Origin of the sequence: Pseudomonas uvaldensis (assembly GCF_021271205.1) — a bacterium.
Taxonomy (GTDB): Bacteria; Pseudomonadota; Gammaproteobacteria; order Pseudomonadales; family Pseudomonadaceae; genus Aquipseudomonas; species Aquipseudomonas uvaldensis.
This window is the reverse complement of record NZ_JAIWKS010000012.1, coordinates 130,522-149,815: the sequence shown is the minus strand read 5'-3', so window position 1 is coordinate 149,815 and position 19,294 is coordinate 130,522. Positions and strand designations below refer to the sequence as shown.

At 62.5% G+C, this 19,294-nt stretch carries 18 protein-coding genes and 1 tRNA gene; 13 read left to right on the top strand and 6 right to left on the bottom strand.

Annotated elements, in window-relative coordinates:
- Positions 1 to 108 precede the first annotated feature (108 nt).
- Together LCU97_RS23280 and LCU97_RS23275 are read left to right on the top strand one after the other, a co-directional pair.
- The gene (locus LCU97_RS23280) at positions 109 to 615 is read left to right on the top strand and encodes a sigma-70 family RNA polymerase sigma factor (protein ID WP_053154640.1); all 507 of its coding nucleotides are present in this window, start codon (positions 109 to 111) and stop codon (positions 613 to 615) included.
- Positions 612 to 1,364: an anti-sigma factor family protein gene (locus tag LCU97_RS23275; protein WP_232777891.1), complete on the top strand. Its 753-nt coding sequence runs from the start codon at positions 612 to 614 to the stop codon at positions 1,362 to 1,364. Before LCU97_RS23280 ends, LCU97_RS23275 begins: the two co-directional genes overlap by 4 nt.
- Positions 1,365 to 1,405: 41 nt before the next feature.
- On the opposite strand, the gene LCU97_RS23270 is transcribed toward LCU97_RS23275, so the two are convergent.
- Entirely contained in the window at positions 1,406 to 2,242 is an 837-nt protein-coding gene (locus LCU97_RS23270; RefSeq protein ID WP_232777890.1) for an IclR family transcriptional regulator, read from the bottom strand.
- Between the two features lie 245 nt (positions 2,243 to 2,487).
- Here LCU97_RS23270 and LCU97_RS23265 point away from each other — a divergent pair, with 245 nt between their 5' ends.
- From LCU97_RS23265 to LCU97_RS23230, 8 genes are all read left to right on the top strand, one after another.
- On the top strand, positions 2,488 to 3,513 hold the full coding sequence (locus LCU97_RS23265) for an ABC transporter ATP-binding protein (RefSeq protein WP_053154647.1): 1,026 nt from the start codon (positions 2,488 to 2,490) through the stop codon (positions 3,511 to 3,513).
- The gene (locus tag LCU97_RS23260; RefSeq protein ID WP_053154650.1) at positions 3,510 to 4,379 is read left to right on the top strand and encodes an ABC transporter permease; all 870 of its coding nucleotides are present in this window, start codon (positions 3,510 to 3,512) and stop codon (positions 4,377 to 4,379) included. Before LCU97_RS23265 ends, LCU97_RS23260 begins: the two co-directional genes overlap by 4 nt.
- 6 nt (positions 4,380 to 4,385) lie before the next feature.
- Positions 4,386 to 5,180, top strand: a complete 795-nt coding sequence (locus tag LCU97_RS23255; protein ID WP_053154653.1) for an ABC transporter permease — start codon at positions 4,386 to 4,388, stop codon at positions 5,178 to 5,180.
- A 7-nt stretch (positions 5,181 to 5,187) separates the two neighbouring features.
- Positions 5,188 to 5,478 carry a (2Fe-2S)-binding protein gene (locus LCU97_RS23250; RefSeq protein ID WP_053154656.1) on the top strand — a complete coding sequence of 97 codons (291 nt, stop codon included), beginning with the start codon at positions 5,188 to 5,190 and terminating at the stop codon, positions 5,476 to 5,478.
- Positions 5,475 to 6,830, top strand: coding sequence for an FAD/NAD(P)-dependent oxidoreductase (locus LCU97_RS23245; RefSeq protein ID WP_232777889.1), 1,356 nt, complete (start codon positions 5,475 to 5,477; stop codon positions 6,828 to 6,830). Before LCU97_RS23250 ends, LCU97_RS23245 begins: the two co-directional genes overlap by 4 nt.
- Positions 6,827 to 7,942, top strand: coding sequence for an NAD(P)/FAD-dependent oxidoreductase (locus tag LCU97_RS23240; RefSeq protein WP_232777888.1), 1,116 nt, complete (start codon positions 6,827 to 6,829; stop codon positions 7,940 to 7,942). Before LCU97_RS23245 ends, LCU97_RS23240 begins: the two co-directional genes overlap by 4 nt.
- 18 nt (positions 7,943 to 7,960) lie before the next feature.
- The gene (locus LCU97_RS23235; protein ID WP_053154666.1) at positions 7,961 to 9,007 is read left to right on the top strand and encodes an ABC transporter substrate-binding protein; all 1,047 of its coding nucleotides are present in this window, start codon (positions 7,961 to 7,963) and stop codon (positions 9,005 to 9,007) included.
- 99 nt (positions 9,008 to 9,106) lie between these two features.
- Positions 9,107 to 10,420, top strand: a complete 1,314-nt coding sequence (locus LCU97_RS23230) for a leucine-rich repeat-containing protein kinase family protein (protein ID WP_232777887.1) — start codon at positions 9,107 to 9,109, stop codon at positions 10,418 to 10,420.
- A 39-nt stretch (positions 10,421 to 10,459) separates the two neighbouring features.
- On the opposite strand, the gene LCU97_RS23225 is transcribed toward LCU97_RS23230, so the two are convergent.
- Positions 10,460 to 11,164, bottom strand: a complete 705-nt coding sequence (locus LCU97_RS23225) for a YebC/PmpR family DNA-binding transcriptional regulator (protein WP_053154671.1) — start codon at positions 11,162 to 11,164, stop codon at positions 10,460 to 10,462.
- Between the two features lie 217 nt (positions 11,165 to 11,381).
- Between LCU97_RS23225 and LCU97_RS23220 the strand changes: the two genes are divergently transcribed.
- The gene (locus LCU97_RS23220; protein ID WP_232777886.1) at positions 11,382 to 12,788 is read left to right on the top strand and encodes a type VI secretion system Vgr family protein; all 1,407 of its coding nucleotides are present in this window, start codon (positions 11,382 to 11,384) and stop codon (positions 12,786 to 12,788) included.
- 149 nt (positions 12,789 to 12,937) lie between these two features.
- Positions 12,938 to 13,486: a cytochrome b gene (locus LCU97_RS23215; protein ID WP_232777885.1), complete on the top strand. Its 549-nt coding sequence runs from the start codon at positions 12,938 to 12,940 to the stop codon at positions 13,484 to 13,486.
- A gap of 7 nt (positions 13,487 to 13,493) precedes the next feature.
- Here LCU97_RS23215 and LCU97_RS23210 read toward each other — a convergent pair whose 3' ends face one another.
- The 3 genes from LCU97_RS23210 to LCU97_RS23200 form a co-directional block, all read right to left on the bottom strand.
- A complete protein-coding gene (locus LCU97_RS23210; RefSeq protein ID WP_232777884.1) occupies positions 13,494 to 14,402 on the bottom strand; it encodes a 1-aminocyclopropane-1-carboxylate deaminase/D-cysteine desulfhydrase in 909 nt (302 codons plus the stop codon).
- 133 nt (positions 14,403 to 14,535) lie between these two features.
- Positions 14,536 to 16,575, bottom strand: coding sequence for an oxidoreductase (locus tag LCU97_RS23205; protein ID WP_232777883.1), 2,040 nt, complete (start codon positions 16,573 to 16,575; stop codon positions 14,536 to 14,538).
- Between the two features lie 329 nt (positions 16,576 to 16,904).
- Positions 16,905 to 16,981: transfer RNA gene (locus LCU97_RS23200), tRNA-Val, on the bottom strand.
- Between the two features lie 183 nt (positions 16,982 to 17,164).
- Here LCU97_RS23200 and LCU97_RS23195 point away from each other — a divergent pair.
- A complete protein-coding gene (locus LCU97_RS23195) occupies positions 17,165 to 18,448 on the top strand; it encodes an NAD(P)/FAD-dependent oxidoreductase (RefSeq protein ID WP_053154715.1) in 1,284 nt (427 codons plus the stop codon).
- 243 nt (positions 18,449 to 18,691) lie between these two features.
- Here the strand turns inward: LCU97_RS23195 and LCU97_RS23190 are convergent, their stop codons facing one another.
- The gene (locus LCU97_RS23190; protein ID WP_232777882.1) at positions 18,692 to 19,249 is read right to left on the bottom strand and encodes a LysE family translocator; all 558 of its coding nucleotides are present in this window, start codon (positions 19,247 to 19,249) and stop codon (positions 18,692 to 18,694) included.
- Positions 19,250 to 19,294: the final 45 nt, after the last annotated feature.

Genomic DNA, 19,294 nt, shown 5'->3' with positions numbered 1-19,294 from the left:
GGCAGGTTTATTCCCAGGCCTCGTATTTATTTTTCCTGCTCTGGAATAATCTTGTTCGCGGGTCGTCTTTCCAGCCTCGGTGCACTGACTGCCTCACAGAAGCCTCCCATGAACGAACTCGATGACCAGTTGCGCGTGCTCATCCCCAGGCTACGGCGCTTTGCCGTGTCACTGACGCATAACCCCAGCAACGCCGACGACCTGGTGCAGACTTGCCTGGAACGAGCGCTGTCGAAATGGCAGGACAAACGTCCCGAGGGTGACTTGCGCGCCTGGTTGTTTTCCATTCTTTATCGGCAGTTCCTCGACGCTCATCGCCGTTCCCGGCGTTATGCGCGCATGCTGGAATTTTTCACCGGTCGCGACGACACCCAGCCTTCGGCCGAGCGCAGCGTGATCGCCCAATCGTCGCTCCAGGCGTTCGATCAGCTCACCACCGAGCAACGCGCCCTGCTGCTGTGGGTATCGGTGGAAGGCTTGAGCTACCAGCAAGTCGCGGACATTCTCGACGTGCCGACCGGCACCGTGATGTCGCGCCTGTCCCGTGCCCGCCAGGCCCTGCGCCAACTCAGCGAAGGCGAAATCACCCGCCCTGCCCTGCGGATACTCAAATGATCAGCATGCCCCCCAGCGAAAACGACCTGCACGCCTACATTGATCGACAACTGAGCGAGGCCGACCAGCACCTGGTGGACACGTACCTCGCCAATCACCCCGACGTCGCCGCCAAGGTCCGGGCCTGGCAGCAGGATGCGCAGCACTTGCGCACAGCCTTGAGCGGAGCCCTGCAGCAACCGACGAATCCGGACCTCGATCCAGCCATGATTCGCCTGCGCCTGAAGCACCGTGCCCGCCGTTATCTGGCCAGCGCGGCTGTCCTGTTGCTGGCCGTCAGCGTGGGCGGGTTCGGTGGCTGGCATGCCCGGGAAATGACGCTTCTCAGCGCTGCGGCCCCCATGGCGGACGCCATGCAGGCATACCGTTTATTTGCCCAGCAAGGCATCCTGCCGGCCGACTACCAGAGCGGCGATGGCCACAGCATGCAGGATTGGCTCGACCGCTACTTCAACCAGATCAATCGGCTGCCGGATTTGTCGGGCGCGGGTTTCAAACCCGTCAGTGGACGGTTGCTCAGCACCGAGCAAGGGGCGGCGGCCATGGTGGTCTATCAGGACCCGAGCGGTCAGAAGATCAGCTTTTATGTACGACCTCCGGGCCCCAGGAATTTCCTGCTGCCCCGGGGCAGTCGTCGCGACGGCGAATTGCAGGCCGAGTACTGGTCCGGGCCAGGCTACAACTATGCGATGGTCATTCCCAGCGACCTGCCGGCGGCGCAGAAGCTCAGGCAGACACTTAACTTCTGACCACCACAGATGCCTGTGGGATCTGCGGATGTTTGATGTACTCACCCCTGCCCGAACACCTGCGATGGCCGGCGCAACACCGGATCGAACGGGTTGATTCGTGGCCCGATCAGGTTCGCCTCGCGCTTGAGCATTTCCACCACGGTCGGCAGGCGATCCGGCCCCAGCCGATCGCTGATCGTGGCCACGCTCAAGGCCGCTACGGCCCGGCCTTCGCGGTCGAGGATCGGCACGGCCACCCCCGCCATCCCCTGCAACACGCCCGTATTGCGTCCGGCGTAACCCAGGGTGCGCACGTTCTCGACTTCCGAGCGCAGGAAGACTTCGTCGTACAGATGAAAATCCTTGAGCCGCGGCAGGTTGTAGGTAATGACGGTGTCGCGCTCTTCTTCCGGCAGGAACGCCAGAATCGCCAAGCTGCCCTGACCTACCCCCAGCGCCACCCGACCACCGATGTCACCGGTGAAGGTGCGGATCGGGAAAGGCCCTTCGCTACGGTCCAGGCAGATCGCATCAAAACCACTGCGGGCCAGCAGGAACAACGAGTCCCCGAGTGAGGCCGACAGCCGCAACATGGCCGGCCGCGCCAGTTCGCGCAGGTTACCGGTGTTGCCGGCGCGGGCGGCCAGGGCGAAGAAGTCCAGGCTCAGGCGATAACGCTTGCTGCGTGCATCCTGCTCGACCATGCCCTCGTCCATCAAGCTGCGCAACATGCGATGGGTGGTCGGCTGGGAAAGGCCGATGCGCTGGGCCAGTTGCGTTACCCGCTCGCCGCCCTCGGCGGTGTCCCCAAGGGTGCGCAACACGGCAAACAGTCTGGATACCGCGCCGACGCCCACTTCGCCTTTTTCTTTATTCCGATCAATGGAATCGTTCATCAAATTTCTCGTAGGAAAATTTACTCATCGAATAAAACTGAAAATAATCATCGCTTCAGTGAAATAGTCCATTGAGCCCATCCTAGTCTTCGTCCTACTCTGCGTCCATACAGGGGCGATTCGAACAACAGCGGCAGCCGACCCAAGGTCGAGCGCCAACGCACCCCGCAATATCCCTTCGTATCTGCCCATACAAAAAAGCGCGCCGGCTGGCGACGCATAACAATCTCAGGTGGAGCGCGGTCATGGCTTTCGTGCAACTTCAAGACTTGAGCAAACGCTACGGCGACATCGACGCCGTGGTTGCCACCAACCTTTCGGTGGAAAAAGGCGAATTCGTCTCGCTGCTGGGCCCTTCCGGCTGCGGCAAAACCACCACCCTGCAAATGATCGCCGGCTTCGTCGAAGTCAGCAGCGGTCGCATCCTGCTGGATGGCCGGGACATCACCCACGCCAAACCTGCCAGTCGCGGCCTGGGCGTGGTGTTCCAGAGCTATGCGCTGTTTCCCCACATGACCGTCCGGGACAACGTGGCTTTCGGCCTGCGCATGCGCAAAGTGCCCAACGCCGAGCTGCAACCTCGGGTGGATCGGGTGTTGAAACTGGTGCGCCTGGACCGGCACGCCGAGCGTTACCCACGGGAACTCTCCGGCGGCCAGCGTCAACGTGTGGCACTGGCCCGGGCGTTGGTGATCGAGCCGCCGGTGTTGTTGCTCGACGAACCGCTGTCCAACCTGGACGCCAACCTGCGTGAAGAGATGCAATTCGAAATCCGTCGCATCCAGCGGGAGGTTGGCATTACCACGTTGATGGTCACCCACGACCAGTCCGAAGCGTTGTCCATCAGCGACCGGGTCGTGGTGATGCAGGCGGGGCGCATCACCCAGATCGACGCGCCATACACCCTCTACGAACATCCTCGCACGGAGTTCATCTCCGGCTTCGTCGGCAAAGCCAACCTGCTGCCGGGCGAACGTGACAGCGCGGGCGTCGTCCAGGCCTGCAGCCCAGGCACGGGCGACCTGACCCTGAGCCTGCGGCCGGAAAAAATCGACCTGTGCCCCGCCGGTACCGGGCGCCTGCAAGGCACCCTCGTCAGTCGTTTCTTTCTCGGCAGCCAGTGGCTGTACGGCGTGTCCACCGATCTGGGCGAGCTCTGCGTCGTACGCCGCAACGACGGCTCCGCCCCTCTGACCGAAGGCACGGTTGTAGGCCTGGACTGGGACCCGGCCTTGTTGCGGGTGCTGAGCGTGGACGAGGTGCCGGCATGAAGTGGCTGGATAGACTACGCCGGGGCCGCCCGGGCTACCTGATGTCCGCACCGGCCTTGGCGCTTTACCTGGGCTTGCTGGTCATCCCCCTGGGCCTGACGCTGGTGCTGTCGTTCAACGTCTTCGACTATGGCTCGGGCATCGACAGCGGCGCCTACACCTTCGATCACTACATCAGCCTGTTGGGCGATCCGTATTTCTACGAGATCTTTCTGCGCACCTTCTGGATCAGTGCCCTGACCACGTTGCTCTGCGTGCTGATCGGCGTGCCCGAGGCCTACATCCTCAGTCGCATGGGGGCACCGTGGCGCTCGATTTTCCTGATCCTGATCCTGACCCCGCTGCTGATTTCAGTGGTGGTGCGGGCCTTCGGCTGGAGCCTGTTACTGGGTGCAGACGGTCTGGTCAACCAAACCCTGCAGGCCTTTGGCGGCGCGCCGATGAAGCTGCTCTACACGCCGTTCGCGGTGGTTATCGCCCTGGTCCATGTGATGCTGCCGTTCATGATCATTCCGGTCTGGACCTCATTGCAAAAACTCGACCCGGCCGCCGAACAGGCCGCATTGTCCCTGGGCGCCAGCCAGTTCACGGTGATACGCAAGGTCGTGCTGCCGCAAATCATGCCCGGCGTGCTGTCCGGCACTCTGATCGTGTTCGGCCTGGCCGCCAGCTCCTTCGCCATCCCCGGCCTGCTGGGCGGACGTCGCCTGAAAATGGTCGCCACGCTGATCTACGACCAGTACCTGTCGGAACTCAACTGGCCCATGGGCGCGGCGATTGCCATCGCATTGTTGCTGCTCAATCTGCTGATCATGCTGTCGTGGAACCGCATGATCGAAGGCCGCTACAAGAAGTCACTGGGGTAATTCGTCATGTCCAGGAACGGTCCTTTCGCCCTGTTGTTCCATGCCTTGGTGGTGGTCTTCATGCTGGCGCCGCTGGTGGTGGTCTGTCTCGTCGCCTTCACACCGGAAAACACCCTGAGCCTGCCGACCACGGATTTCTCCCTGCGCTGGTTCCGTGCCGTGTTCGAGCGCGCGGATTTCGTCGATGCGTTCTACAACAGTCTGGCCCTAGCGTTCTGCGCGGCCTCGCTGGCGACGTTGATTGCGGTGCCGGCGGCGCTGGCAATTACCCGTCTCGAATTCCCGGGTCGGGATTTCTTCAACGGCCTGTTCCTGTCGCCGATCATCATCCCCCACCTGGTGCTGGGCGTGGCGCTGTTGCGGCTGTTCGCGCTGATGGGCGTCAACGGCAACTTCACCTGGCTGATCTTCGCCCATGTGCTGGTCATTACGCCCTACGTGCTGCGACTGGTGCTGGCTTCGGCCATCGGTCTGGACCGCAGCGCCGAACAGGCCGCGCAATCGCTGGGGGCGGGACGCTTCACGCTGTTCCGGCAGATCACCCTGCCGATGATCCTGCCGGGCGTAGCCGGAGGTTGGCTGCTGGCGTTCATCAACAGCTTCGATGAAGTCACGCTGTCGATCTTTGTCACGTCACCGGCCACACAAACCCTGCCGGTGCGCATGTACGTCTACGCCACCGAATCCATCGATCCGATGATGGCCGCGGTGTCGGCGCTGGTCATTGCCCTGACGGCGCTGACCATGATTCTGCTCGACCGGGTCTACGGCCTGGATCGGGTCTTGGTAGGCAAACAATGAGGGCGCCATGGCTCTGCTGAAACGACTGGCCGAAGGCGACCGCCCGGTGCTCGATTTTACCCTCGACGGCACACCGGCTACCGGCCTGCTGGGGGATACCTTGCTGACCGCGGTGCTGACCCGCGAGGAACACCTGCGCGGCAGCGATTTCAGCGCCGAACCCAGGGCTGGTTTCTGCCTGATGGGCGCGTGCCAGGATTGCTGGGTGCGCCTGGGCGACGGCCGCCGCGTACGCGCCTGCTCCACCTTCCTGGAAGCCGGGCAACAGATCACTCGCGAGCCGGGGCGGCAGGTATGAAACCGATCGCCATCATCGGCGCCGGCCCGGCCGGGATCCGTGCTGCCGAGACCCTGGTCGCCCACGGCGTATTTCCCGTGCTGCTGGATGAAGCCGCCCGCGCCGGTGGGCAGATCTATCGGCGCCAACCGGCCAACTTCAAACGCTCACCGACCCGCCTGTATGGCTTCGAAGCGCACAAGGCCACTGCCATCCACCAGACCGCCGACGTACTGCGCGGACAACTCGACTACCGTCCCGACACGCTGGTGTGGAATGCCGAGGCTGGCTTGCTGGATACCTTGCATCAGGGGCGTGCCGCCCGGCTCGAGTACGCCGCCGTCATCGTCGCGACGGGCGCCACCGACCGTATCCTGCCTGTGCCGGGCTGGACTTTGCCCGGGGTATACAGCCTGGGCGCGGCGCAGATTGCCCTGAAGTCCCAGGGCTGCGCCATCGGCGAACGAGTGGTGTTCGCCGGCAGCGGCCCCCTGCTGTATCTGGTGGCGTATCAATATGCCAAGGCCGGTGCCAATGTGGTCGCGGTGCTCGACAGTGCCCCGTTAAGCGCCCAGGCCCGCGCACTGCCCGGCCTGCTGGCGCAACCGGCCACGCTCGCCAAGGGCCTCTACTACCGAGGCTGGCTGGCCGCTCGCGGCATCGTCGTGCATCAAGGCGCGAATCTGTCGCGGATCGAAGGTGAGCGCCGGGTGCACGGGCTGAAATGGCGCAACGCAAAAGGCGAGCACTTTCTCGATTGCGATGCGGTGGCCTTCGCCCATGGCTTGCGCAGCGAAACCCAACTGGCCGACCTGCTGGGCTGCGAATTCACTTGGCAGCCGCTCAACCGGGCCTGGCTGCCCCAGCGGGACGCCGCCGGTCGCAGCAGTGTGCCCGGCGTCTACCTGGCGGGCGACGGGGCCGGGATCATGGGCGCCGATGCGGCGGAAAAAGCCGGCGAACGGGCCGCCCTGGCCTTGCTCGCAGACCTCGGATACCGCGTCGATCCCCAACGTTGCGCTCGGTTGGAGCGCTCACTGGAACGTATCGGTCGTTTCCGCCAGGGCCTGGAACAGGCTTTCATCTTTCCGGAACATTGGGCCGGCGACGCCACCGACGACCTGGTGATCTGCCGCTGCGAAGAAGTCAGCGCCGGCGACATCCGCCGGGTGGTGAACGAAGGCCATTGGGAAATCAACCGGGTCAAGGCCCATTGCCGGGTCGGCATGGGGCGTTGTCAGGGCAGGATGTGCGGCGCAGCGGCTGCGGAAATCATTGCCCGCGAAAGCGCACGCCCGGTCTGCGGGGTCGGTCGCTTGCGGGCCCAGGCGCCGGTCAAGCCCCTGCCCTTCGGCCTGGAGGTCGAACCATGATCGAAGTGGACGTGGTGATCATCGGCGGCGGCATTGTCGGTGCTTCGGCGGCATTATTCCTGAGCAAGGCCGGGCGCCGGGTGGCGCTATTGGAACGGGATTTCTGCGGCTCTCACTCCAGCGGCGTGAACTACGGCGGCGTGCGGCGCCAGGGACGGCCCTTGTCTCAACTGCCACTGTCGCAGCGGGCCCATGAAATCTGGAGCCAGTTGCCACAACTGATCGGCATCGACGGCGAATACCAGCGCAGCGGTCATCTGAAACTGGCCCGTAGCACCGATGACCTGCGAGCGCTGCAGGATTATGCCGCCAGCAGTCAGGGCTTCGGCCTCGACTTGCAACTACTGGATCATGACGAGCTGCACAGCCGCTTCCCCTGGGTGGGCGCCGTCGCGGTGGGAGCGTCCCTGTGCCCGGATGACGGCCACGCCAACCCACGACTGGTGTCCCCGGCATTCGCCCAGGCCGCTCGCAGGCACGGTGCCCAGGTCCACGAACAATGCCCCGTGAACACCGTTGAACATGATGGCCAGCGCTTTGTCGTGCGTACCGAAACCGGCCTGACGTTTCGCGCACCCTGGCTGCTGAATTGCGCCGGCGCCTGGGCCAGCCATTTTGCCGCGCTATTCGGCGAAGCCGTGCCGATGTACGCCGGACACCCGGCCATGCTGGTCACCGAACCGTTGCCATGGGTGATGGATGCCAGTACCGGCGTGGAAGGCGGCGGAATCTATGCCCGCCAGGTTGCTCGCGGCAATTGCGTGCTGGGGGGTGGTCAGGGTTTCGCGCTGGACGAAGCACGCGCCCGTCCCGGCCAGAACGCCGTGCTCGAGATTCTGCGCCAGGCGGTCGAGCTCTACCCGTTTCTGGAGGGCGCCCAGGCGATTCGTACCTGGAGCGGCACCGAAGGTTACCTGCCCGATCGCCAGCCGGTAATCGGCCACAGCGGTACCCAACCCGGTCTGTTGCACGCGTTCGGCTTCGCCGGCGCAGGCTTCCAGATCGGCCCTGCGGTGGGCCAGGCACTCACCGAAATCATCTGTTGCGGCGCCTCGAACACGCCGCTGGATGCGTTTTCCATCACCCGGTTTCACTCCATCTCCGTTGCTTGATAGAGGAAGGTCGCGCCAATGAATAACGTCAAACGCACTGCACTTCTGGGCTTTTCCTGCTTGAGCGTCTTGCTCGGCATTGGCCAGGCACACGCCGAGCCGACGCTTTACCTGGGCATGAACGGTGGGACCATGGAGCGGCTCTACGCCGACAAGGTTTTGCCAGCCTTCGAGAAAGCCAACAACGTAAAAGTGGTGATCGTACCCGGCACCTCCGCCGACATCCTGGCCAAAGTCCAGGCCAGCAAGGACAACCCGCAGATGCACGTCATGTTCCTGGATGACGGCATCATGTATCGCGCCATCGCCATGGGGCTGTGCGACAAGCTTCAGGACAACCCGACCCTGGCGCAAATTCCGGCCAAGGGTCGCATCAAGGACGAAGCCGTCGCGGTCAGCCTCGGCGTGACCGGACTGGCCTACAACACGCGGCTGTTCAAGGAAAAAGGCTGGAGCGCGCCCACTTCGTGGATGGACATGGCCGACCCGCGCTTCAAGGACAAGCTGGTGTTCCAGTCGGTGGCCTCATCGACCTTCGGCCTGCACGGCTTCCTGATGTTCAACCGCATCCAGGGCGGCAACGAGACCAACGTCGAACCGGGCTTCAAGGCCTGGCCGGACACCGTCGGGCGTAACGTGCTGGAATACATCCCCAGCTCGGCGAAGATCTCGGAAATGCTGCAGACCGACGAAGCGGCGTTGTTTCCGCTGACACCTACCCAGGTCACCGCGCTGAAACTCAAGGGCATGCCAGTGGAGTACGCGCAACCGAAGGAAGGCGCCGTGGTCCTCAACGTTGCCGAATGCGCCATCGCACGCAACACCGAGCCTGAACTGGCGCAGAAACTCGCCGCGTTCCTGTTGACCCCAGAGGCCCAGGCCATCGCCCTGGAAGAAGGCGACCAGATCCCGTCCAACCCCAACACCCCGACCACCGACAAGACCCGTGGCCAGGTCGAAGCGATGAAGCAATACCTCACAACAGCGATTGCCGTGGACTGGGACCAGGTCAATGAACAGCGCCCGGCATGGAATGCTCGGTGGAACCGCAGCATCGAGCGCTAACCGGCATAGCGCGTGTGGCGAGAGGATTTACTCCCTCGCCACAGTTTTTTATAACAAACTAGCTGGCATCAGATTCCCCTTGATCACAGCGACCGTACCATGGACACCCTTGACCAACTTCGCGCCGGCCAACTGTCGGGCATCACCCGCCTCAGCCTGGCCTGCGGCCTGACGCAGTTCCCTGGTGAAATTTTTGACCTGGCGGACTCCCTTGAAATCCTCGACCTCAGTGGCAATCAGCTCGATACGCTACCCGACGACCTGCATCGGTTGAGTCGGCTGCGCATCCTGTTCTGCTCGAACAACCGCTTCACCGAACTGCCCGAATGCCTGGGCCGCTGCGCCGCCTTGACCATGGTCGGCTTCAAGGCCAATCGCATCGAACGGGTGACGGGCGCGGCCCTGCCGCCGCTGCTGCGCTGGCTGATCCTGACGGACAATTGCATCAGTCAGCTACCGGACGAACTGGGTCATCGCCCTTATCTGCAAAAACTGATGCTGGCCGGCAACCGTCTGCAGCAATTGCCGGAGAGCCTGGCGCAGTGCCGCCAACTCGAGCTACTGCGCGTCGCCGCCAATCGACTGACCGAACTGCCGCAATGGCTGCTTGAACTGCCCAGCCTCAGTTGGCTGGCTTACGCCGGGAATCCGCTGGAGACCCAGGCCGAAGCCGCCGCACCGAACAGCACGACGCCCATCGATTGGTCGCAGTTGACTGTGCGGCAACGGCTGGGCGAAGGCGCCTCGGGGGTGATTCATCAGGCGCAATGGCAGCCCCCTGGTCAGGCGGCCCGGAACGTTGCGGTGAAGCTGTACAAGGGCGAGATGACCAGTGATGGCTCACCGCTGCACGAAATGCATGCCTGCATCACGGCGGGCCGGCATCCGAACCTGATCGAGGTGTTGGGCCAGATCGTCGGGCATCCCGAGGAACAGGCCGGGCTGGTCATGGCGCTGGTCGAACCCCGTTATCGCAACCTGGCCGGACTGCCGAGCCTGGAATCCTGCACCCGTGACGTGTATGCCGATAAACTGCGCTTGGGTCTGCCCGTAGCGTTGCGTATCGCCCACGGCATCGCCTCGGTGGCGGCGCATCTGCATCGCCAAGGCATCACCCATGGTGATCTGTACGGACACAACATTCTGTTCAATGAGCAGGGCGATTGCCTCTTGGGGGATTTCGGCGCAGCGTCATTCCATGCCACCACAGACAGCCTGCAGACCAGGGCATTGCAGCGCATCGAAGTACGGGCGTTTGGAATTCTGCTGGGGGAACTGCTGGAGAGAGTCGAACCCGACGGCGTGGAGCTTGGAACACTGCAAGAGCTGCAGGCACGCTGCTGTCAGCCAGTTGTGCTGGCCCGGCCCGGGTTTGATGAGATCGAACAGTGCCTGGGGAAACTCAAACACTGACCGCGACGAGGGAGCAAACTCCCTCGCCACAGGCTTTGTTTAACCGGCCAACCCGACGAACATATCCTGCACGTCATCGTGGTTGTCAAGACCTTCCAGGAACGCTTCGACTTCAGCCATCTGCTCGTCGGACAGGCCGCTGACCGGGTTCTTCGGTTGGTAGCCCAGCTTGGCGGACAGCACCGTGAAGCCCTGCTCCGGCAGCGCCTTCTGCACGGCGTCGAGGTCGGTAGGATCGGTAATGAACAGGGTCGCGCCCTCTTCGCCCGGCTCGAAATCCTGGGCGCCAGCTTCGATGGCGGCCATTTCCGGATCGGCGTCCGGGCTGTCCGGCGTGGCCTCGATCATGCCCACATGGTTGAAGTCCCACGACACCGAACCCGAAGCGCCCAACTGGCCCTTGCGGAACGCAACGCGGATCTCGGCCACGGTGCGGTTGATGTTGTCGGTCACGCACTCGACGATCAGCGGCACCTGGTGAGGCGCGAAGCCTTCGTAGGTGACGCGGTGGTATTGCACGGTTTCACCGAGCTGTCCGGAGCCTTTCTTGATGGCACGCTCCAGGGTCTCGCGGGGCATGGAAGCCTTCTTGGCCTGCTCGACTACCAGCCGCAGGTGCGCGTTAGTCGCAACATCGGCGCCGTTTCGTGCAGCAATACTGATTTCTTTCACCAGTTTGCCGAAGATCTTACCCTTGGCGTTGGCAGCCGCTTCTTTGTGTTTAACCTTCCACTGTGCGCCCATTACTCACTCTCTTGTCTGACGCGCCGAGACATCTGCTGGCCGACGCTGTGGCGCAAGTTTATACGGCCTAAACCGACTGATCGACCAAAAAATGCACCCTGGAAAATCGACATTTTCGCAACGCGTTGTAGGGGTTTTCTGAAATAGCGACTCGCCTCACCCGTTTTGCCCAATGGTTTCGTACCCTCGTGGCTTTCATTCTCAAGTAAGCACTGCAATGCGCAATGACACGGAAAGCCCCTTCAGCCTGACGCTCACGCAAAGCGACTTGCGCCTGCAAGTGCTGCGGTTCAGCGGTCGGGAAGCGCTCAACCAGCCGTATCGCTTCGACCTCGAACTGATCGGCCTGGCCCCTCCCATCAGCCCCGACGCATTACTGGGGCAACCGGCCTTCCTGTACATGGACCGCACAACGGGTGTGCACGGAATCGTGTACGACGTCAGCCTCAGCGCCCATGCCCCGCACCGTATCGGCTATCGCCTGACACTGGTTCCTTTTCTGCAGATGCTGGAACAAGGCCCGAAACGACGGGTTTTCCAGAGACTCAGCGTCGTCCAGATCCTCCAATGCCTGCTGGAGGACCACGCTCTGCCCACCCACAGTTACCGTTTCGAATTGCCCCATGGGCAGTACCCGTGTCGTCCGTTCTGCATCCAGTACGAGGAAAGCGACCTGGAGTTGCTGCAACGGCTGTGCGAGGAAGAAGGCATCCATTACCACTTCGAACATACGCCCTACGGTCATGTCGTGGTATTCGCAGAAGATCCGAAAAGCTTTCCCACGCGACCGGGCGAACTTTTCCTGCGTGCCGACGCCAATTGCCAACCGCCGATCGAGCGGCTCTACCAGCATTACCAGCACTCGACGCCCTCCCTGCCTCCCCGCTTCAGCGACCGTGCAACGACCCGCGCCACCGCCAACGCCGCGAATCATGCCTTCAACGATGCCGATCGCGAGCCAGTGCGGGGCAATCCAGCCCTGGCTCATGCCCACCAGGTCGGGCGTCGGAACCTGGAACGGTTGCGCTGTCGACAACGGCAAGTCTGCGGTCAAACTACCCTGCCCGTGCTGCGCAGCGGTCAGGTCATGCAAATCGCAGGGCACCCGATTTCCACCTTCAACGACCAATGGCTTGTCACCGAGGTCGAGCATAGCGGGCAGCAAGCGTCCATTCTCGAAGCGAATCCATCCCTCTCGCCGCCGGTCCGGGACTACCGAAGCCGTTTCTCGGCCATTCCCTGGTCTACGGTGTTCAGGCCAGCCCTCGACCACCCCAAGCCCTGCGTTCCCGGTTATCACATTGCCTACGTACTCGGCCCACCGAACCAGCCAGCCACACCCGACGAGCGTGGGCGGATCCAGGTCAGCCTGTGGACCCCGGACCAGGAAGGCGTCGCGCTGCCCGTGTCGCGACGGATGTCCAATGGCAACAGCCCCCTGATAGCCGGCAGTGAAGTGCTGGTGAGCTTCCTCGATGGCGACCCCGACCGGCCAGTGCTATGTCCTGGCGCCATCGACACCGGCAGCGGACAAGTCGCCGCGCCACGTAAACCCGCATCAGGCAACCGGGACGCAAGGCTACTGTTCGACTGGCTCTTGAACCCTCCCGACACCACAGCCTGACACGACGAAGGGGGGCTGGCTCGCGCAGAATCCCACCTGCGCCGAGCCGGCAAAACCTGATCTGGCACAAGCAAACCCAGCGAAACGGGCTTACAGTAAACACAACGCCGCTCAAGACGGTGCTCACCCTGACAGTTGGAGATATTGCAATGCCCTGGAAAAGCTCCGAGAGCCGATACAGTACCGTCACGGTCGCCCTGCACTGGCTGATGCTGGTGCTGCTGGCGGTGGTCTATGCCTGCATCGAATTACGCGGGATCTTTCCCAAGGGCAGTGGCGGTCGAACGCTGATCAAGGAAGCGCATTTCATGCTTGGTCTGACGGTGTTCCTGCTGGTCTGGCTGCGCCTGTTCGCCCGCAGCATAGGCAAGGCACCGGCGATATTTCCGGCATCGCCTGCCTGGCAGACCGTTCTGGCGCGCCTGATGCATTGGGCGCTGTACGTGTTCATGATCGCCATGCCACTGCTGGGCTGGCTTATCACCAGCGCCGAAGGGCATCAAGTGATGTTCTATGGGTTCGACCTGCCATTGCTCGTCGATCAGGACAAGGATTTCGCCAAGCAGCTCGAGAGCTGGCACGTACTGGGTGGCACCATCGGCTATTGGCTGATCGGCCTGCATGCCCTGGCCGGGCTGTATCACCACTACGTGGTGCGCGATAACACACTGCTGCGCATGATGCCCAAACGCGGCTGACAGCCCGTCACTCGAATCCACGGCGGCCTTGCATGCCGCCGGTATGGACGAAGATCAGGCGGGTGCCGGGTGCGAACTGCCCGGTTTCCACCCGTGCCTTAAGCATCATCAGCGCCTTGCCGGTGTACAGCGGCTCCAACTCGAGGGTATCGGTCGCCCTGATGAAAGCGCTGAGCTCGGCGTCGACCCGGGCGAACCCGTCACGGCTGCCGTCGAGCAGCTCATAACGCGGATTAGCAAGGCCGGCTTCTCGCAGGATGCTTGCGACCTGCGACGCCACACCGTGATCCTCGGGCACCGCGAGCACGCCATGGACCGGTCGCTCCCCCGCTTCCGCCAGCACCAACCCCGCCAACGACGTTCCCGTGCCGCAGGCCAACCACCAGCCGTGATAATCCGCCCACTCCAAGGCCGCCAGCTGCGCACGGGCGCTGGCCACCCAGGCCATGCAGCCTTGCGCGCCGGGCAACCCCGAACCACCCTCGGGCACTGGATGCAAATGCGGATAACGCACCTGCCAGGGTCGCCAGAAATCCGCAGCGTGTCGCTCTCGGTATCCACCGTAACCCAACCAGTGCAGGGTCATGCCGAACGCTTGCAGATCGAACACGGTCGGCGTCTCCCGAGGATGTCCTCGCAACAGCCCGACCGTTGGGAACCCGAAACGCTTACCGGCCGCAGCCAGGGCATGCAGATGATTGGAGTAGGCACCGCCCAGGCTCATGAGGCCGCTGGCTCCAGCCTCATGCGCGATACGCAGATGATGGCGCAACTTGAACCATTTGTTGCCGCTGATCAGCGGATCGATCCGGTCCAGGCGCAACACCGCCACCTCGACACCGGCACGGCTAAGCCAGTCCAGAGAAAGCCGTTCGAGTTTGGGTTGCGGGTGCCAGTCGAGGGCGGGAAGGAGCATTGCGGCAAGCCTTGCAGGAAGAGGCCGCATCTTATCAGTTTGGTCGCGGATGACCGCAGTAACCAGGCTCACCCCACTGCATTTGTAGGAGCGGGATCGCCCGCTCCTACAAGAATCGGTGAGAAGTCAGACCTTACAACTGCGCCGCCAATCGCGAACCCTGGTTGATCGCCCGCTTGGCATCCAGCTCCGCCGCCACGTCGGCGCCGCCGATGAGGTGGACGGTCTGACCCGCCGCTTCCAGACCTTCCTGGAGTTCGCGCAGCGGATCCTGGCCGGCGCAGATCACAATGTTGTCCACCGCCAACACCTGCGGCTCGCCGGTTTCGCCGATGCGGACATGCAGACCTTCGTCGTCGATCTTCAGGTACTGAACGCTGTTGAGCATCTGCACCTGTTTGTTCTTCAGCCCCGTGCGGTGAATCCAGCCAGTGGTCTTGCCCAGACCATCACCGACCTTGGAAGTCTTGCGCTGCAACAGGAATACCTGACGCGCCGGCGCATGGGGCTCGGCCTTGATCCCGGCCACGCCGCCACGCGCCTCCAGTCGGGTGTCGATACCCCATTCCTTCCAGAAGGCTTCGCGATCCTGGCTGGTGGCGACGCCCTGGTGAACCAGGAACTCCGACACGTCAAAGCCGATACCGCCCGCCCCGATCACCGCAACACGGCGGCCTACCGGCTTGCGCTCCAGGATCACGTCCAGATAGCTCAGGACTTTGGCATGCTCCACACCAGGAATCGCCGGAACCCGTGGCGCGATACCGGTGGCGAGAATGATCTCGTCGTAACCCCCTGCCACCAGTTGCGCCACATCCACGCGGGTGTTGAGGCACACTTCGACATTGGAGGTCTGCAGTTTGCGGTTGAAGTAGCGCAAGGTCTCGTAGAACTCTTCCTTGCCCGGCACCCGCTTGGCGATATTGAACTGCCCACCGATCTCACTGGCCGAATCGAACAGCGTCACCTGATGACCGCGCTCGGCCGCCACGGTCGCGGCAGACAGCCCGGCCGGGCCGGCACCGACCACGGCGATTTTCTTCACCTGGGTCACCGGCAGGTAGTTGAGCTCGGTTTCATGACACGCCCGTGGGTTCACCAGGCAACTGGTCAGCTTGCCGCCGAAGGTATGGTCGAGGCAGGCCTGGTTGCAGCCGATACAGGTATTGATCTCATCCGCCCGGCCGGCGGCTGCCTTGTTGACGAACTCCGGGTCCGCCAGGAACGGCCGAGCCATGGACACCATGTCGGCGTCACCTTCGGCCAGGATCCGCTCGGCGACTTCCGGCGTGTTGATGCGGTTGGTGGTGATCAGCGGAATGCTCACCGAGCCGCGCAGCTTGGCCGTGACCTTGCTGAACGCTGCACGCGGAACCTTGGTGGCGATGGTCGGGATCCGTGCTTCATGCCAGCCGATACCGGTGTTGATGATCGTCGCCCCGGCCTGTTCGATGGCTTTGGCCAACTGAACGATCTCTTCCCAGGTACTGCCGCCCTCCACCAGATCCAGCATCGACAAGCGAAAGATAATGATGAAATCCGGGCCAACCGCCTCGCGTACCCGACGAACGATCTCCACGGGCAGGCGCATGCGGTTTTCATAGCTGCCGCCCCAACGGTCGGTGCGATGGTTGGTGTGGGCCGCGAGGAACTGGTTAATGAAATAACCCTCCGAGCCCATGATCTCGACACCGTCGTATTCCGCCTGGCGGGCCAATACCGAACAGCTGACGAAGTCACTGATCTGTTTTTCGATGCCCGCTTCGTCCAGCTCCTTGGGCTTGAACGGGTTGATCGGCGCCTGGATCGCGCTTGGCGCCACCTGCTTGGGGCTGTAGGCATAACGTCCGGCATGGAGGATCTGCATGCAGATCTTGCCTCCGGCCTCGTGCACGGCCCGGGTCACAATATTGTGCTTGAGCGCCTCTTCTTCCGTGGTCAGCTTGGCTGCGCCGGAATAGACCCCACCCTCGTCGTTCGGCGCAATCCCGCCGGTGACCATCAGCCCCACGCCGCCCCGGGCACGCTCGGCAAAATACGCCGCCATGCGCTCGAAGCCACCAGGCTTCTCCTCAAGGCCCGTGTGCATCGACCCCATCAGGGTACGGTTGCGCAGCGTGGTGAAACCCAGATCCAACGGGGCCAGCAGGTGCGGGTAATGAGAGGCGGTCATTGGTCACTCCACAACGGGCAAATCACGGAAAAAATGCGAAAGCTCTGCGGCCTCCGTCAGTCATGCCCAACAGCCTAAAAGGCCGGGGGCGACCGCTCAATGACCATAACTGACAAGTTAATGATCCAAATGTGCAGGGCTTTTCTACCGGTCTCGCGGTGGGAGCGGGCCGGTCCGCGATAACGGTGGGTCAGTCACTGCTGTGATAAATGCCGGAGCGAGGGGACGTACGCAGGGACGAGTGTGAATGTTTGCAAATCGCAGAAAGCAAAAAGGGGCCACCGTTTCCGGTGCCCCCTTCTAGACCGCCCAGCAGAGCGGATTTTGTTTGGTAGGCGCGATTGGACTCGAACCAACGACCCCCACCATGTCAAGGTGGTGCTCTAACCAACTGAGCTACGTGCCTGCTGTGAGGCGGCATTCTACGGAATTCCAAAGGGGTGTCAACACCTTTTTTTCACCTAACCCTATGAATATGCAAAATATTTAATTTCGCCGCCGCGACGAAGTTTTTGCGGTGGCTGGCGGCCGATTTTTATCTCGGGTAGGATCGGCGCACTCGTAAAAAATATAAAACAGAGGTTGCAGAATGGCGAACACTCCTTATCCAGCATCCTATTACGCCGCGTCGGCCAACCCGACGCCGTCGCGCCCGGTCCTGCAGGATGACGTCGAAACCGACGTGTGTGTCATCGGCGCGGGTTACACCGGCCTGTCCTCTGCCCTGTTTTTGCTGGAGAACGGTTTCAAGGTCACGATTGTCGAGGCGGCGAAGGTGGGGTTTGGTGCTTCGGGTCGCAACGGCGGGCAAATCGTTAACAGCTACAGCCGCGATATTGATGTGATCGAACGCAGTGTCGGGCCTGCGCAGGCGCAGTTGCTGGGCAATATGGCGTTCGAGGGCGGTCGGATCATTCGCGAGCGGGTGGCGAAGTATCAGATCCAGTGCGATTTGAAGGACGGCGGTGTGTTCGCGGCCCTTACCGCCAAACAGATGGGTCATCTGGAGTCCCAGAAACGCTTATGGGAGCGCTTCGGTCATACCCAGCTGGAACTGATGGATCAGCGTCGCATTCGCGAGGTGGTGGCTTGCGATGAGTATGTCGGCGGTATGCTGGACATGAGCGGCGGCCATATTCATCCGCTCAACCTGGCACTGGGTGAAGCGGCGGCCGTGGAGTCCCTTGGCGGTGTCATCTACGAACAATCACCGGCCGTTCGAATTGAGCGTGGCGCCAGCCCGGTGGTGCATACGCCACAAGGCAAGGTCAGGGCCAGGTTCATTATCGTGGCCGGCAACGCGTATCTGGGGAATCTGGTACCGGAGCTGGCGGCCAAGTCCATGCCGTGCGGCACGCAGGTCATCACCACCGAGCCGCTGGGGGACGAGTTGGCCCATAGCCTGCTGCCCCAGGACTATTGCGTCGAAGACTGCAACTACCTGTTGGACTATTACCGGCTGACGAGTGACAAGCGCCTGATCTTCGGGGGCGGCGTGGTCTATGGCGCCAGGGATCCGGCTAACATCGAAGCGATCATTCGACCGAAGATGCTCAAGGCCTTCCCTCAGCTCAAGCATGTAAAGATCGATTACGCCTGGACGGGCAATTTCCTGCTGACGCTGTCGCGTCTTCCTCAGGTCGGGCGCCTGGGGGACAACATCTATTATTCCCAGGGTTGCAGCGGTCATGGCGTGACGTATACGCATCTGGCGGGCAAGGTTCTGGCGGAAGCGTTGCGCGGCCAGGCCGAGCGCTTCGATGCGTTTGCCGACCTGCCCCATTACCCGTTCCCTGGCGGCCAGTTGTTGCGCACGCCGTTTGCGGCGCTGGGGGCTTGGTATTACGGGTTGCGGGACAAGCTTGGGGTGTAACCCCACGCTCGGCAGCCCCGCGTGACAAGTGAGGGCTGCCTGTGACCAGGTCTTCGACGATAGTGCGCTGGTGGTTGCCATTCATGGGCTGGCGACCGATCGAGGCATCCGCCTTCGTTTTTCCTCGCGACTTCACAACACCGGAACATCAGTGAGACGACACGAGGAGCTTCAATCCCGCGACCGCAAACAGCGCAGAGAACAGCCCTTGAACCCAGCGCCGCAGCCGGGTGTAGCCGGCAATCATCCTGGCCGTCGAAAACACGATGGCGTAGCCGCCGAAAACACGATGGCGTAGCCGCCGAAGATGATGATGCCGAGCAAGGCGCAACCGCCGATGATCACAGGCAAAGTACCGACTGGCGCGTCTTCACGGAGCCCGAGCGACATGATCGCTATCCAGGACATGACGGCCTTGGGGTTGCCGATGTGCATGAGCACGCCCTGGCGGTACAGAGGTAGATAACGCCGAGCCTCCCGTCCGGCAACCGCACCGGCGCTCTCGTGTGTCGATGCCATGGCAGCCTTGCCCGCACGCATCGCCAGGTAAAGCAAATAGACCCCACCCGCCACCTTGATGACGAAGAGTGCCTGAGCACAAGCCGTCAACAAGGCGGAGATGCCCGTTGCCGCCAGGAATGCCCAGAAGAGCGAACCTGTCATGACGCCGGACGCCAGGACCAGGGCGTGGGAGCGCCCGTCACGCATCGCCACACCCTTGATCGCCATATTGCTGGGGCCTGGGCTGGCGGCGGCAAGGATGTAGCTGCCAAAGGCGAGCATGATCGGATGGTCGATCATAAGGACGCTCCCGGGAATGGAGGTCGAACCCCGTGAATAGGCTTA